Here is a 14,160-nt window from a genome sequence, read left to right as displayed (position 1 = left end):
TTCGACCAAAGAAGGATCGAGCAAAGCATCCAATCCCTCGATGGCGTTGGGGGTAGAGGCGATGTTGTGGGTCAGTTCCAGTGCCCGAGCGAGACGCATAAAAAAATCCGATGCCAGTACAGGCATCGGATTTTGATTTCTTGCGGCCAAAGGTCAAGCGAGAAGGCTTAACTGATCGGCATTACCCGAAAGGGCTCCCTTTTTTATTCCACGTTGATGGTGATTTTCTTCGAGACGATTGGCGGGTCGAATGCCATGTGACCGCTGTCGCCAAGTTCCAGCTGCAAGGTGTGTTTGCCCGGGGCGAGCTTGATGTCAGCCTGGGTCTGCGCCTTGCCGAAGTGCATATGGTTGGCATCGGTAGGGACGACCGAACCGGCAGGAACAATTTCCTTGGCGTCGATCAGCAGGTGATGGTGACCGGTGTTTTTGGTGACATCACCGGCTGGTGCCAGTGCGACGGCCTTGGTCCCGAACTTGACGGTGAAGGTCTGCGAAACCGTGGCCCCGTCTTCGGGAGAAACGATGAACACTTCAGCGCCTTTGGGGGCCGGTGTCGCCGCACTGGCCAGCACCGAAACGCCCATCAGCACACCAGCGAACGCTGCACGTGACATAAAGCTTTTCATTTTCTTCTCCAGTTTTTCCGTAAAATCCGCACGGTCATGACAACTTCATGACCATTCGTTGTCGAAGGCACTCGACAACCATAGCAAAGCGAGCCTGAATCAGAGCGTCGCGATAATGATTTCAAAGGAGTGACCATGCGTTTTCTGCCTGGCCTGATCTGCCTGCTACCCCTTTTGAGCCCTTTGGCTCACGCCGAACTGATTGATGACGTCAACGACCGTGGCGAGCTGCGCATAGCCCTTGAGGCTAATACACCGCCCTTCAATTTCAAGGAAGGCGACACACTCACGGGGTTCGAGGTCGAGCTTGGGCAACTGCTGGCCAACGAACTGGATGTGCGCGCCGACTTCATCGTCACCGACGAGGCCGACCTGCTCCAGGGCGTTGAAAGCGGCAAGTACGACGTCGCGCTCAACCACATAGCACTGACATCCGAACTCAAGGATCGTTTCGACTTCAGCGAGCCTTACGGCAAGGTCGATTCGCAGTTGTTGGCGAAGAAGGATGAGCAGCCACGGCCGATGGTGTTAGTGCAGGCATTGACTGAAGAGAAGCCGAAAGCGGCGGAGCCGGTGGATTTGGCGATTCCGTTTCAAAAGGGTAATCCGGCGTTTCAGGCCAGTCTTGCGAGCGCGATGCAGCGGATCAAGGCAGATGGGCGCCTGGCAGCGCTGACCGAGAAGTGGTTGAAGCCTTAAAAGCCCCTCACCCTAGCCCTCTCCCAGAGGGAGAGGGGACTGAATGGGGGATGCTTCAGAGATACGCCGACTTGGGATGGCTATACCGAATCCGAAATCGATTGGTCATGGCTTTGTCGAATCCATAATCGATCGGTCATGGCTATGTCGAATCCATAGTCGATAAGGTCTTCCAGGTCGATGCAAGACGCCAGACACCTCGGTCGGCCCCCTCTCCCTCCGGGCGGTCCGACGTTTCGGGAGGGCTGGGGTGAGGGCAACGATTCCGGATCAATCCAAAGCAGCAAGGGCCAGCGCGGCCTGCGGCAGTTCAAGCTCGCTGAACACCTGCACACCATGGCGCTTGAGCAACGCGGCCGTCACGCCCTCACCAGAGATTTTGACCCCGCTGAACGTCCCGTCGTAAGTCAGCAAATTCCCGCAAGAAGGACTGTTGGCCTTCAGCACCGCCACGCGGATGCCATATTTCTGCACCAGCTCCAGCGCCTGCCGCGCGCCATCGAGAAACTGCGCACTGACATCCTCGCCCTCGGTGGTGATCACCGCTGCGTCACCATCGAGCACTTCACCACCCTGCCCGCCCGGAATCTCCGCCGCCGCGCGTGGCGTCGGCAAACCGCCCGCGACCTCCGGACACAACGGCACCACCCGCCCTTCGGCAATCCACTGCTCAAGCAGATCAAACGGCCCGCTCGCACCACCGTCGTAACGTACGCGGTGGCCCAACAGACAGCGGCTGACCAGAATTTTTTCCATCAGAACGGCTCGTTGCCACGGCGGCGGAACCAGCCGGTCAGCGACAAACGTTCGCGATTGGCCGGCAGCACCTCATGCGGCACTTCGCCGGAGAGAAACACCACCAGACACCCGCCCGTAGGCTGCACGTCATGTACGCGCTCATCATTCAGGTACATGCGCAACTGGCCGCCATCTTCCGGCATCCACGCATCATTGAGGTAAACCACCACCGACACCATGCGCTTGTCATCGTCGCGAAAGCGGTCGACATGTCGGCGATAAAACGCACCCGGCGGATACAGCGCGAAATGGCATTCAAAGTCTTCAAGGCCGAGGAACAAGCCACGATTGAGCGCCTCGCGCAGGCTCTCCATCAGGTTCAGATAACGGTCGCTGGCCTCGGCCTGACCGGGATCGATCCACTGAATGTGGTCGCCACGAATCCCCTCGCGGATCTCCGAAAAAGGCCCACGCCCCACCGCCGCCGGGGCCAACTCGCCTTCGGCCTCACGTTTACGGCACTCGGCCGCCAGCTCGCGGGTCAAACCGGCGGGCAGGAAAATGTTCTGCTGCGACCAGCCGTGTTCGGCCAGGTCATCGACAATGCGTAACAGCAGTGGGTGTTCAGAGGATATTTGCATGCCGCGCATAGTATGTCGGCGGCAAGAAATCCGACAGAGCCACGCGGCGGCTTGCTACGAATTCTCGACAAGTACCGGCACCGCACGGAGAATAGTCCGCTGCTGACAGGAGTCCCTATGCGCCGTTTGCTTTTTTCACTGTTGATGTTCTGCGTGTTGCCCGCCTGGGCGGACGGCCACGATCAGTTGTACAAGGTCGCCGGCTGGCCAGATCAACGTGCGCATTTCAACGATGCCCTGACGGCCGCACAGCAGCGCTATCAGAACAGCCTGCCGCCGGCGGTGTTTCAGGCGCTGGTGAACAACAGCAATCAGCGCTTTGCCCCGCAGGCCGTCGATCAACGCGCCGAAGCGCAACTGCGGCAGAAGCTCGCCGACCCGAAACCGGCGCTGACTTTCTTTCAATCGCCACTGGGCAAGAAAATCGTCGCCGCTGAATTGCTCGCGACTCGCCGCGATCAACTGGCGAAAAACGCCAAGGGCCTGCCGAAGATGCAGGCCAGCGACAGCCGTCTGCTGATCATCGGCCACCTCGCGCAAGCCTTGCCTGCCCGTGAGGCTGGCGCCGAAGTGAGCCTGGCGATTGCCGGCGTGGCGGCGGACAGTTTGAGTTCGATGATCCCGGGACTGCTCGGTGGTGGTCAGGCGCAGGGCATGTTGAATGGTCAGCGCCAGCGCTTGATGGATCAGATTGGCGCGGACATGAACAACACGTTGCTTTACGTCTATCGCGATCTGTCGGATGAAGAGCTCGAAGAGTTTGCGACGTTTGCCGAGTCGACTGAGGGCAAGGCGTATTACCAGGCGGCGCTGGCAGCGATTCGGGCGGGGTTGGCGGTCGGGCAATGATCTTCGTCGTCTCTTAGACCGCTATCGCGAGCAGGCTCACTCCTACAGGGGCACGCATTCCAAATGTAGGAGTGAGCCTGCTCGCGATAGGGCCCTCACCAACGCTAGAGATTCCGCCCCCTGATCCGCTTGCTCAAGAACTCGAAATACTCCTCACGCATCTCCACCGTCTCATTCGCCAGATGATGCCGCGCCTCGGCCAGCAGCAGAATTTGCGGTCGATCAAACTTCCATTTCAATACCTGCAAATTGTGCTGCCAGTCGACGGTCATGTCCGCCTGCCCCTGAATGATCAGCGGCCGCCGCGGACTTTTTTTCGCGTGCTCGACGCGAATGATCCAACGCGACAACGCCCCCACCCATTTCGTCGGCAAGCGCCGTGGCTGCAACGGATCTGCCTGCAGAAACGGCAGGAAATCCGGATCATTGGAGTTCTCGCTGAAGCGTCGAGCGACACCCCGAACGAAAGGCCTGAGCAGGTAATAACTCAACTGCGACCAGCCCCATGCCCGCGGCCGAACCAGCGGCGCCATCAAAATCACCTGGCCCTGCGCCGGGCTGTTTTCAGCATGGTTGAGCAAATGATCGACCACAATCGCCCCGCCGGTGCTCTGCCCGCACAGATGCCACGGCTGCGGCAGCGCGATCGACTGCGCCTCGGCGAACAAGGCCTGCAGGACGTCCTGGTATTCAGAAAAATCGCGAATGCTCGCGCGCGGCCCGCTCGACAGGCCATGGCCCGGCAAGTCGCAGGCGATCACCGCGAAGTCCTGATCCAGCGCCCACTCGATCACATGCCGATACAGCCCGGTGTGATCGTAGTATCCATGCAGCAGAAACAGTGTCGCCTTGACCTTCTCCGGCCACCAGCAATGGTTGACCACTTCATAGCCATCGACCTCGAAACGGCCCATGCCACGCCAGACATCACGATGGGGGAAATCGGTTTTATAAAACTGCTGGTACGCCTTCGCCTCATCCGACAACGGCTGCCACTCGGCCAGAGGCTTGAGGCTGGCGCGGATTTGATCGGGGTCGAAAGTGGCAGACATAAGGCGATTCCAAAGCGGTAAACAGACTTTATCGGCCTGCGATATTCATCTGTCGTGGCAGACATGGCAAGCTAGCCCGCCTCTGAGGAACCAAATCCATGCGTTCGCCCTACCGCACCGCACTGTTTGCCAGCCTGCTCGCGCTGATTTGCGCCGGGGTGCTGTGGGCGGCGTACGACTGGTTTCAGGGGCGTTATCTGCGTGCTTTCAGCGAACACACGGCAGTGTTTTCCGGTGATCCGCTGCGTCTGCCGGACAATCTCGCCGGCCCCGGCAAGATCCGCCTGGTGCACTTCTGGGACCCGGCCTGCCCGTGCAATGTCGGCAATCAACAGCACCTGACCGAAATGGTCGAGCAGTTCGGCGCCAGAGGCGTTGAGTTCTTCGCCGTGCAAAAAACTGGCAGCCACGGCCAGTTGCCCGCGACCCTCAGCAGCCTGAAAACCATCACGATATTGCCCGGCTCCGAACAGGTGCCCGCCAGCCCGGCCGTGGCGATCTGGGACCGCAGCGGCAAACTGGCCTACTTCGGCCCGTACAGCGAAGGCCTGACCTGCAACTCCAGCAACAGCTTTATCGAACCGATTTTGAATGCCCTGACGCAAGATCGCCCGGTCAATGCCACGCACACCCTGGCGGTCGGTTGCTACTGTCCGTGGCCGGTGGAAACGCCATAAGGCATTCCGGACTTTTCAAGGACAGCGCTGCACGGCACAGAAGGTCTGTGCTAATTGTTTGCAGCCCGACGGGCGGCAATCCCGCCTGCACAAGGAGTCACCATGAAGCGCGTGTTCACCGTACTTGGCTTGCTCATCGTTGTTCTGCTCGCCGGCGTCGGCTGGTATGTCTACAGCAAACAACCGACGCGCCAGGGCCAGGTCGAACTGCGCAACCTGCAGGGCTCGGTGACCGTGCGCTACGACGAACGCGGTGTGCCGCACATTCGCGCCGAGAACGAAACCGACCTCTACCGCGCCCTTGGCTACGTGCATGCCCAGGATCGCCTGTTCCAGATGGAAGCCATGCGCCGCCTCGCCCGTGGTGAGCTGGCCGAAGTGCTCGGGCCGAAGCTGCTCGACACCGACAAACTGTTCCGCAGCCTGCGCATCCGTGAGCGCGCCGCCAGTTACGTCGCCAGCCTCGATAAACAGTCGCCGGCATGGAAGGGCCTGCAAGCCTATCTGGATGGCATCAACCAATATCAGGACACCCACGCCGCACCGATCGAGTTCGACGTGCTGGGCATCCCCAAACGGCCGTTCACGGCGGAAGACAGCATCAGCGTCGCCGGCTACATGGCCTATAGCTTTGCGGCGGCGTTTCGCACCGAACCGCTGCTGACCTACGTGCGCGATCAGCTTGGCGCCGATTACCTCAAGGTCTTCGACCTCGACTGGCAGCCAAAAGGCGTCCTCGCCAAGGATCACGGCAAATCGACTCCACCCCTGGCCGCTGGCGACTGGAAAGACCTCAACGCCCTCGCCCGCCTCAGCGAACAGGCACTGATCGATAATGGCCTGCCGCAGTTCGAAGGCAGCAACGCCTGGGTGATTGCCGGCAGCCACAGCCAGAGCGGCAAACCGCTGCTGGCCGGTGATCCGCACATTCGTTTCTCGGTGCCGTCGGTGTGGTACGAGGCGCAATTGTCGGCGCCGGGCTTCGAGTTGTACGGCCATCATCAGGCGTTGGTGCCGTTTGCTTTTCTGGGGCACAACCTCGATTTCGGCTGGAGCCTGACCATGTTCCAGAACGACGATCTGGACCTGATCGCCGAGAAGGTCAACCCGGATAACCCCAATCAGGTCTGGTATCGCGGCCAGTGGACCGACATGGTCGTCACCCAACAGCAGATCAATGTGAAGGGCCAAACACCGGTAACCCTCACCCTGCGTCAATCGCCCCATGGCCCGATCGTCAACGATGCGCTCGGCACCGCTGCCGGCAAGACGCCGATCGCCATGTGGTGGGCTTTCCTCGAAACGCCAAATCCGATCCTCGAAGGCTTCTATCAACTCAACCGCGCCGATACGTTGGCCAAGGCTCGCGCGGCAGCGGCCAAGGTGCAGGCGCCGGGGCTGAATCTCGTCTACGCCAACGCCAAGGGTGATATCGCCTGGTGGGCTTCGGCGTTGCAGCCCAAGCGTCCGGCCGGGGTGCGGCCGGAATTCATGCTCGACGGCAGCAGCAATCAGGCCGACAAGGATGGCTTCTACCCGTTCAGCGCCAACCCGCAGGAAGAGAACCCGGCGCGCGGCTACATCGTCTCGGCCAACTTCCAACCCGTCTCGCCGACCGGCATGGAGATTCCCGGTTACTACAACCTCGCCGATCGCGGCCAGCAACTCAATCGTCAGCTCAGCGACAAGAGCGTGAAGTGGACCAACGAGGCCAACCAGAAACTGCAACTGGGCACCGCCACCGGTTACGGCCCGCGCTTGCTGGCGCCATTGCTGCCGGTGCTGCGCGAGGTGGTCAGCGATCCGGCGCAACTGAAACTGGTCGAGCAACTGGCGCAGTGGCCAGGCGACTATCCGCTGGATTCGGTCAATGCAACGGTGTTCAACCAGTTCCTCTACGACCTCGCCGATGCGGCAATGCGGGATGAGTTGGGCAATGACTTTTTCGACACGCTGCTGTCGACGCGAGTGATCGATGCGGCGCTGCCGAAGCTGGCGGCGAATGCCGATTCACCGTGGTGGGATAACCGCAGCACGCCGAACAAGGAGACCCGTGCCGATGTCGTGCGCACGGCGTGGCAGGCGAGCATGCAGCACTTGAAGCTGACCCTCGGCGATAACTCTGCCGAGTGGAAATGGGGCGCGGCGCATACGCTGACTCACGGCCATCCGCTGGGACAGCAGAAGCCGCTGGACCGGATATTCAACGTTGGGCCGTTTGCGGCGCCGGGCAGTCATGAAGTGCCGAACAACCTTTCAGCGAAGATCGGCCCGGCGCCATGGCCGGTGACTTATGGGCCGTCGACGCGGCGGCTGGTGGATTTTGCCGATCCGGCGCATGGCTTGACGATTAACCCGGTCGGGCAGAGTGGTGTGCCGTTTGATAGCCACTATGACGATCAGGCTGAGGCGTATGTCGACGGGATGTATGTGCAGGCGCATTTCAATGCCGAAGAGGTGACGGCGAATACGCGTAGTACGTTGAAGCTGTTGCCGGCGCGGGCAGCGCCTTAAAAGCCCCTCACCCTAGCCCTCTCCCCGAGGGAGAGGGGACTGACCGAGGTGTCTTTCGCTATGCACCTACCTGAGAGATCGAGTCGATTATGGATTCGGAACAGCAATATCACGTCGGCGTATCTCCCCAATATCCCCCAATCGACCCCCTCTCCCTCTGGGAGAGGGCTGGGGTAAGGGTCAAACCATCACCGCAAAATTCAGCCGAAACTGCTGCGGCGTCACCCCCAACCGCCGGTTAAACACCCCGCGCATGTGCTGCGCATCACGAAACCCGCACTGATACGCCACCGTCTTCAACGGCGCCACAGTACTTTCCAGCATCACCCGCGCCGCATCCACCCGCGCCCGCTCGACGAACTCCGCCGGGGTGACTTTGGCTTCCCGCGCAAATACCCGCGAGAAATTACGCGCACTCATGTTCGCCGCATTGGCCAGATCGGCAATGGTCAGATCGCCAGTCAGATTGGCCAGCACATACAACTGCACCATCGCCACCGCCGACGTCGGCTCCGCATGGGGCGTGAGGAACGGGCTGAACTGCGACTGCCCACCAGAGCGCTGAGTAAACACCACCAGCCGCTTGGCCACGCTCAGCGCCACCTCAGCGCCGTGATCACGCGCCAGCAGATACAGCGACAGATCGATCCCCGCCGTGACCCCGGCCGAGGTGTAGAGCGCGCCGTCCTCGACGTACAAACGATCCGCCTCGACCTGTGTGGTCGGACATAACTGCGCCAACGCTTCGGCATCGTTCCAGTGCGTGGTCACGGTGCGCCCGTCAAGCAACCCGGCCCGCGCGAGGATGAACGCGCCGTTGCAGATCGAACCGAAGCGCTGCGCCCGTGAACACGCCTCGCGCAGCCAATCATCAAACGTCGCGCCAAAATCCATGAATGGCAGTTGCGGGCCGCCAGCGACCAGCAACAGGTCGTAGGCCTCAAGGGCTTCGCTGAAATGCCAATGGGCATTCAGGTTCAAACCGTTGGAACAGGCCATCGAGCCGTGTTCGACGCCGATCACTTCGAGCCGATAGTGATCCTCGGGCGCCAGGAAGCGGTTGGCCTCGGCAAACACATCCATCGGGCCGCTGACGTCCAGCGACTGCACGCCTGCGAACACGACGATGGCGACGGTTTTGTTCATGGCTGTGGATTCCCCCTTAAAGAACAAAAGATCGCAGCCTGCGGCAGCTCCTACAGGTGTCCGCGTTCCCATGTAGGAGCTGCCGCAGGCTGCGATCTTTTTAGCTTGGCACGATTTGCGCTTCGAATGGCAAGGATCGCAGCCATGCATCGATTGTTCGCTTCCCGCGCCGGGAACAGACTTTCCCCATCAGCGCCACAACGGCGTTTTCGACGAGGAAACCGTTATGAGCACCACCATCGCCGGCATCAATATCCCCGACAGCGCCCTCGCCCGCGCCACCACCGAATACATCCGCGACATCGAGTCCGACCTGCTCTACCACCATTCGCGTCGGGTATTTCTGTTCGGTGCATTGAGCGGCGAGCGCCAGCAACTGGCCTACAACCCGGAGTTGCTCTACGTCGGCGCAATGTTCCACGACCTCGGTTTGGTCGAAGGCCACCGCAGTGATGACGAGCGTTTTGAAGTCGACGGTGCCAATGCAGCGGCAGCGTTTCTCAAACCGTACGGGCTCAGCGATTACGATATCGAACAGGTCTGGCTGTCGATTGCCCTGCACACCACGCCAGGCGTGCCGAAGTATCTGCGCCCGACCGTGGCACTGGTGACCGCAGGCGTCGAGATGGATGTGCTGGGCATGGATTACGCAGCCTTCAGCACCGTGCAGCGTGAGGCGGTGGTGCATGCGCACCCGCGAGGGGAAGGTTTCAAGGAATGCATCATCTGCGCGTTTGCCGATGGCTTGCGCCATCGTCCGCAGACCACGTTTGGCAATGTGAAGACCGATGTGCTGAGGGATCAGGAGCCGGGGTTCAAGCCGATGAACTTTGTCGAGGTCATCCGCAACTCTCCCTGGACTGCATAAAACCCATGTAGGAGTGAGCCTGCTCGCGATAGCGGTGTGTCAGCTGAAAACTTCCTGGCTGATACACCGCTATCGCGAGCAGGCTCGCTCCTACAGTTTGAATTGGGTTGGCCTCGATAATGAGGCCAACCCATTAGTGCTTACGCGGCTTCCGGGCTTGGCGCCCGACGCACGTCCGGCTGCTTCCACGAATCGGCAGCGCTTTCTTCGATAGCTTGCTGAATCGCCTTCTTGCGCGCTTCTTCGGCACGGCGGCTGAAGAACCAGACCATGAAGGTCACGATCGACACGGCCAGCAGAATCAGACTCGCCACAGCGTTGATCTCAGGCTTCACGCCCAGACGCACCGCCGAGAACACTTCCATCGGCAGGGTCGTCGAACCCGGGCCGGAAACGAAGCTCGCCAGCACCAGGTCATCCAGCGACAACGCGAACGACATCATGCCGCCCGCCGCCAGCGACGGCGCGATCATCGGGATGGTGATCAGGAAGAACACCTTCCACGGCCGCGCACCGAGGTCCATCGCCGCTTCTTCGATCGACAGGTCCAGCTCACGCAGGCGCGCCGACACCACCACCGCCACATACGCCGCACAGAACGTGGTGTGGGCGATCCAGATGGTGACGATGCCACGTTCCTGCGGCCAGCCGATCATCTGCGCCATGGCCACGAACAGCAGCAACAGCGACAGACCGGTGATCACTTCCGGCATCACCAGCGGCGCCGTCACCAAACCACCGAACAGCGTGCGACCCTTGAAGCGAGTGATGCGGGTCAGCACGAACGCCGCCAGCGTGCCCAGCGCCACCGCGGCAACCGCGGTGTAGCAGGCGATTTCCAGCGAGCGCAGCACCGAGCCCATCAGCTGGGTGTTGTCGAGCAGGCCGACGTACCACTTGATCGACCAGCCGCCCCACACCGTCACCAGCTTCGAGGCGTTGAACGAGTAGATCACCAGGATCAGCATCGGCAGGTAGATGAACAACAGACCGATGACCAGCATCAGGCTGGAGAAACGGATGCGCTTCATTCTTTACCCTCCATTTCCTTGGCCTGACTGCGGTTGAACAGAATGATCGGCACAATCAGGATCGCCAGCATCACCACTGCCAGCGCGGATGCCACCGGCCAGTCACGGTTGTTGAAGAACTCTTGCCAGAGCACTTTACCGATCATCAGGGTTTCCGGACCGCCAAGCAGTTCCGGGATCACGAACTCACCCACCACCGGGATAAACACCAGCATGCAGCCGGCAATGATGCCGTTCTTGGACAGCGGAATAGTGATTTTCCAGAAGCTGTTGAAGGTGCTCGAACCGAGGTCCGAGGCCGCTTCGAGCAGACTGTTGTCGTGCTTCACCAGGTTGGCGTACAGCGGCAGGATCATGAACGGCAGATACGAGTAAACGACGCCGATGTACACCGCCAGGTTGGTGTTGAGGATCTGCAAAGGCTCATCAATGAAGCCCATGCTCATCAGGAAACCGTTGAGCAAACCGTTGTTGCTGAGGATGCCCATCCACGCGTAAACGCGGATCAGGATCGCCGTCCAGGTCGGCATCATGATCAGCAGCACCAGCACCGTTTGCAGCTCTTTACGGGCGGTGGCGATGGCGTAGGCCATCGGGTAGCCGATCACCAGACAGAGGATGGTGCTGATCAGCGCCATCTTCAACGAGCCGAGGTAAGCGGCGATGTACAACTCGTCGCCCGCCAGCATCGCGTAGTTGCCCAGGTTCAGCAGCAGTTGCAGCTTCTGCTCGGCGTAGGTGTAAATTTCGGTGTACGGCGGGATGGCCACGTCGGCTTCGGCGAAGCTGATCTTCAGAACGATGAAGAACGGCAGCATGAAGAACAGAAACAGCCAGATGAACGGGACCCCGATGACCAACTGCCGGCCATTGGGGATTATTCGGTTGATGCGGCGTTTGAATTTGCGCATGTTCATGAGCGGAGTACCACGCCGCTGTCGTCTTCCCACCACACGTAAACCTGATCGCCCCAGGTCGGACGCGCGCCACGGCGCTCGGCGTTGGCCACGAATGACTGCACCAGTTTGCCGCTCGGCAATTCAACGTAGAACACCGAGTGCCCGCCGAGGTAGGCGATGTCATGCACCTTGCCGCTCGACCAGTTGTATTCGCAGGTCGGTTGATCGGCGGTAACCAGCAGCTTCTCCGGACGGATCGCGTAAGTCACCGATTTGTCCTGCACCGAGGTGCTGATGCCGTGGCCGACATAGATCTGCCGATCGAGATCTTTGCAGGTAATGGTTGCGTGGCCTTCGGCGTCGTCGATCACTTCGCCTTCGAAGATGTTGACGTTGCCGATGAATTCGCAGACCAGACGGCTGGTCGGGGTTTCGTAGATGTCGATCGGGCTGCCGATCTGGGCGATCCAGCCCAAGTGCATGATCGCGATGCGCTCGGCCATGGTCATGGCCTCTTCCTGGTCGTGGGTCACCATCACGCAAGTCACGCCGACGCGCTCGATGATTTCCACCAGTTCCAGCTGCATCTGCGAACGCAGTTTCTTGTCCAGTGCGCCCATCGGCTCGTCGAGCAGCAGCAGCTTCGGTCGCTTGGCCAGCGAGCGTGCCAGTGCCACACGCTGACGCTGACCGCCAGACAGTTGATGCGGCTTGCGCTTGGCGTACTGACTCATCTGCACCAGCTTGAGCATCTCGGCCACGCGAGCATCGACTTCAGCCGCCGGAATCTTGTCCTGCTTGAGGCCGAAGGCGATGTTCTGCGCCACGGTCATGTGCGGGAACAAGGCGTACGACTGGAACATCATGTTGATCGGACGTTCGTACGGCGGCATGTCGGTGATGTCGACGCCGTCGAGGAAAATGCGCCCCTCCGTGGGCCGTTCGAACCCTGCCAGCATCCGCAGCAGAGTGGATTTGCCCGATCCCGAACCGCCGAGCAGGGCGAAGATCTCGCCCTTTTTGATTTCCAGGGACACATCGTCCACGGCAATCGTCTCGTCGAACTTCTTCGTGACCCGGTCGATTTTGACCAGCACCTGTTTCGGTGTCTGGTCGCCCTCGAGGGCTTTCTTATAGGCGCCGGAGGCAACTGCCATTTACGAAACTCCCAGAAAAAAACAATGCAGTTCGCCCCGCAAGGCGAACCCAGGATAGTGTGTGCCTTACATCCCCGACTTGACCTTGGTCCAGCTGCGGGTCATCAGACGCTGAATGTTCGGTGGCAACTCGGTCGATACGTAGGCCTTGTCGATAACGGCCTGCGGTGGATACACCGACGCATCGGTGCGGATGGACTGCTCCATCAACTTGTCCGAACCCGGGTTGGGGTTGGCGTAACCGACGTAATCACTGACCTGGGCGATCACCTCAGGTTTCAGCAGATAGTTGATGAAGACATGGGCCTCCTTCACGTTCGACGAATCCTTGGGGATTGCCAGCATGTCGAACCACAGCGCACCGCCCTCTTTCGGCACCGCGTAGGCGATGTTCACGCCTTTCTTGGCTTCCGCTGCGCGGTTCTTCGCCTGGAAGATATCGCCGGAGAAACCGATGGCCACGCAGATGTCACCGTTGGCCAGATCACCGATGTATTTCGAGGAGTGGAAGTAGGTCACGTAAGGACGCACCGCGAGCAATTTGTCGGTGGCTTTTTCGTAGTCCTTGGGATTGGTGCTGTTGGCATTCAGGCCCAGATAGTTGAGCACGGTCGGCATCATTTCATCTGCCGAATCAAGGAACGCCACGCCGCAGCTTTGCAGCTTCTTGATGTTCTCTGGCTCGAACAGAACGCCCCACGAGTCGATCTTGTCGACACCCAGTACAGCCTTGACTTTATCGACGTTGTAACCGATGCCGTTGGTGCCCCACAGGTACGGCACGGCGTACAGGTTGCCCGGATCGTTCTGCTCCAGACGCTTGAGCAGCGCCGGGTCGAGATTGGAATAATTCGGCAGCTGCGACTTGTCGAGCTTCTGGAACGCGCCCGCCTTGATCTGCTTGCCGAGGAAGTGGTTCGACGGCACGACCACGTCGTAACCGGTACGCCCGGCCAGCAACTTGCCTTCCAGTGTTTCATTGGAATCGAAGACGTCGTAGACCGGTTTGATCCCGGTCTCTTTCTCGAAGTCGGCCAGCGTGGATTCGCCGATGTAATCGGACCAGTTATAAATATGCACCGTACCGGCGGCCTGGGCTCCGACAGCAATCGTCAGGCCGGCAGTGGCCAGCAGGGCTTTGCGCAAAGAAGAAAAAATAGGCAAGTGGAGGTCCTCTAAATTAGTTGGGCCCAAGTTGCCCCGCGCTGCATGACAGCCATGACTGCCCGGCAACAAAACCGGCGCGCAACTTACCCTCGA

At 60.1% G+C, this 14,160-nt stretch carries 14 protein-coding genes; 5 read left to right on the top strand and 9 right to left on the bottom strand.

Annotated features, from left to right (window positions below; translation table 11 throughout):
• Positions 1 to 203 precede the first annotated feature (203 nt).
• Positions 204 to 629: a DUF4399 domain-containing protein gene (locus CKW17_RS11385; protein ID WP_095119895.1), complete on the bottom strand. Its 426-nt coding sequence runs from the start codon at positions 627 to 629 to the stop codon at positions 204 to 206.
• A gap of 135 nt (positions 630 to 764) precedes the next feature.
• Here CKW17_RS11385 and CKW17_RS11380 point away from each other — a divergent pair, with 135 nt between their 5' ends.
• A complete protein-coding gene (locus tag CKW17_RS11380; protein ID WP_095119894.1) occupies positions 765 to 1,328 on the top strand; it encodes a transporter substrate-binding domain-containing protein in 564 nt (187 codons plus the stop codon).
• A gap of 270 nt (positions 1,329 to 1,598) precedes the next feature.
• Here CKW17_RS11380 and CKW17_RS11375 read toward each other — a convergent pair whose 3' ends face one another.
• Positions 1,599 to 2,084, bottom strand: a complete 486-nt coding sequence (locus CKW17_RS11375) for a DUF523 domain-containing protein (RefSeq protein ID WP_095119893.1) — start codon at positions 2,082 to 2,084, stop codon at positions 1,599 to 1,601.
• Positions 2,084 to 2,716 carry a 2OG-Fe(II) oxygenase gene (locus tag CKW17_RS11370; protein ID WP_095119892.1) on the bottom strand — a complete coding sequence of 211 codons (633 nt, stop codon included), beginning with the start codon at positions 2,714 to 2,716 and terminating at the stop codon, positions 2,084 to 2,086. The genes CKW17_RS11375 and CKW17_RS11370 overlap by 1 nt, the downstream gene beginning before the upstream one ends.
• A 108-nt stretch (positions 2,717 to 2,824) precedes the next feature.
• Between CKW17_RS11370 and CKW17_RS11365 the strand changes: the two genes are divergently transcribed.
• Positions 2,825 to 3,556, top strand: a complete 732-nt coding sequence (locus tag CKW17_RS11365; protein WP_007913867.1) for a DUF2059 domain-containing protein — start codon at positions 2,825 to 2,827, stop codon at positions 3,554 to 3,556.
• Positions 3,557 to 3,660: 104 nt separating this feature from the next.
• Here CKW17_RS11365 and CKW17_RS11360 read toward each other — a convergent pair whose 3' ends face one another.
• Complete coding sequence (locus tag CKW17_RS11360) at positions 3,661 to 4,608, bottom strand: alpha/beta hydrolase (RefSeq protein WP_095119891.1); 948 nt, start codon at positions 4,606 to 4,608, stop codon at positions 3,661 to 3,663.
• 98 nt (positions 4,609 to 4,706) lie between these two features.
• Here CKW17_RS11360 and CKW17_RS11355 point away from each other — a divergent pair, with 98 nt between their 5' ends.
• Positions 4,707 to 5,285: a DUF6436 domain-containing protein gene (locus tag CKW17_RS11355; RefSeq protein ID WP_095119890.1), complete on the top strand. Its 579-nt coding sequence runs from the start codon at positions 4,707 to 4,709 to the stop codon at positions 5,283 to 5,285.
• 102 nt (positions 5,286 to 5,387) lie between these two features.
• Entirely contained in the window at positions 5,388 to 7,799 is a 2,412-nt protein-coding gene (locus CKW17_RS11350) for a penicillin acylase family protein (protein ID WP_095119889.1), read from the top strand.
• 180 nt (positions 7,800 to 7,979) lie between these two features.
• Here the strand turns inward: CKW17_RS11350 and CKW17_RS11345 are convergent, their stop codons facing one another.
• Positions 7,980 to 8,945: a GlxA family transcriptional regulator gene (locus CKW17_RS11345; RefSeq protein ID WP_095119888.1), complete on the bottom strand. Its 966-nt coding sequence runs from the start codon at positions 8,943 to 8,945 to the stop codon at positions 7,980 to 7,982.
• A 226-nt stretch (positions 8,946 to 9,171) separates the two neighbouring features.
• Here CKW17_RS11345 and CKW17_RS11340 point away from each other — a divergent pair, with 226 nt between their 5' ends.
• Positions 9,172 to 9,813, top strand: a complete 642-nt coding sequence (locus CKW17_RS11340) for an HD domain-containing protein (RefSeq protein ID WP_095119887.1) — start codon at positions 9,172 to 9,174, stop codon at positions 9,811 to 9,813.
• A gap of 140 nt (positions 9,814 to 9,953) precedes the next feature.
• Here the strand turns inward: CKW17_RS11340 and CKW17_RS11335 are convergent, their stop codons facing one another.
• The 4 genes from CKW17_RS11335 to CKW17_RS11320 all read right to left on the bottom strand — a co-directional run bounded on the left by CKW17_RS11335 (position 9,954) and on the right by CKW17_RS11320 (position 14,064).
• Positions 9,954 to 10,844: an ABC transporter permease subunit gene (locus tag CKW17_RS11335; RefSeq protein ID WP_007913861.1), complete on the bottom strand. Its 891-nt coding sequence runs from the start codon at positions 10,842 to 10,844 to the stop codon at positions 9,954 to 9,956.
• Positions 10,841 to 11,722, bottom strand: a complete 882-nt coding sequence (locus CKW17_RS11330) for an ABC transporter permease subunit (RefSeq protein ID WP_176091783.1) — start codon at positions 11,720 to 11,722, stop codon at positions 10,841 to 10,843. Before CKW17_RS11330 ends, CKW17_RS11335 begins: the two co-directional genes overlap by 4 nt.
• Before the next feature lie 35 nt (positions 11,723 to 11,757).
• Positions 11,758 to 12,900 carry an ABC transporter ATP-binding protein gene (locus CKW17_RS11325; RefSeq protein ID WP_007913856.1) on the bottom strand — a complete coding sequence of 381 codons (1,143 nt, stop codon included), beginning with the start codon at positions 12,898 to 12,900 and terminating at the stop codon, positions 11,758 to 11,760.
• A 66-nt stretch (positions 12,901 to 12,966) separates the two neighbouring features.
• Entirely contained in the window at positions 12,967 to 14,064 is a 1,098-nt protein-coding gene (locus CKW17_RS11320; RefSeq protein ID WP_095119886.1) for a polyamine ABC transporter substrate-binding protein, read from the bottom strand.
• Positions 14,065 to 14,160: the final 96 nt, after the last annotated feature.

It is taken from the genome of Pseudomonas sp. Irchel s3f10, from assembly GCF_900187515.1.
In the GTDB taxonomy this organism is placed as follows: Bacteria; Pseudomonadota; Gammaproteobacteria; order Pseudomonadales; family Pseudomonadaceae; genus Aquipseudomonas; species Aquipseudomonas tensinigenes.
The sequence above is the reverse complement of the archived record's forward strand: the minus strand, read 5'-3'. Positions and strand labels throughout refer to the sequence as shown.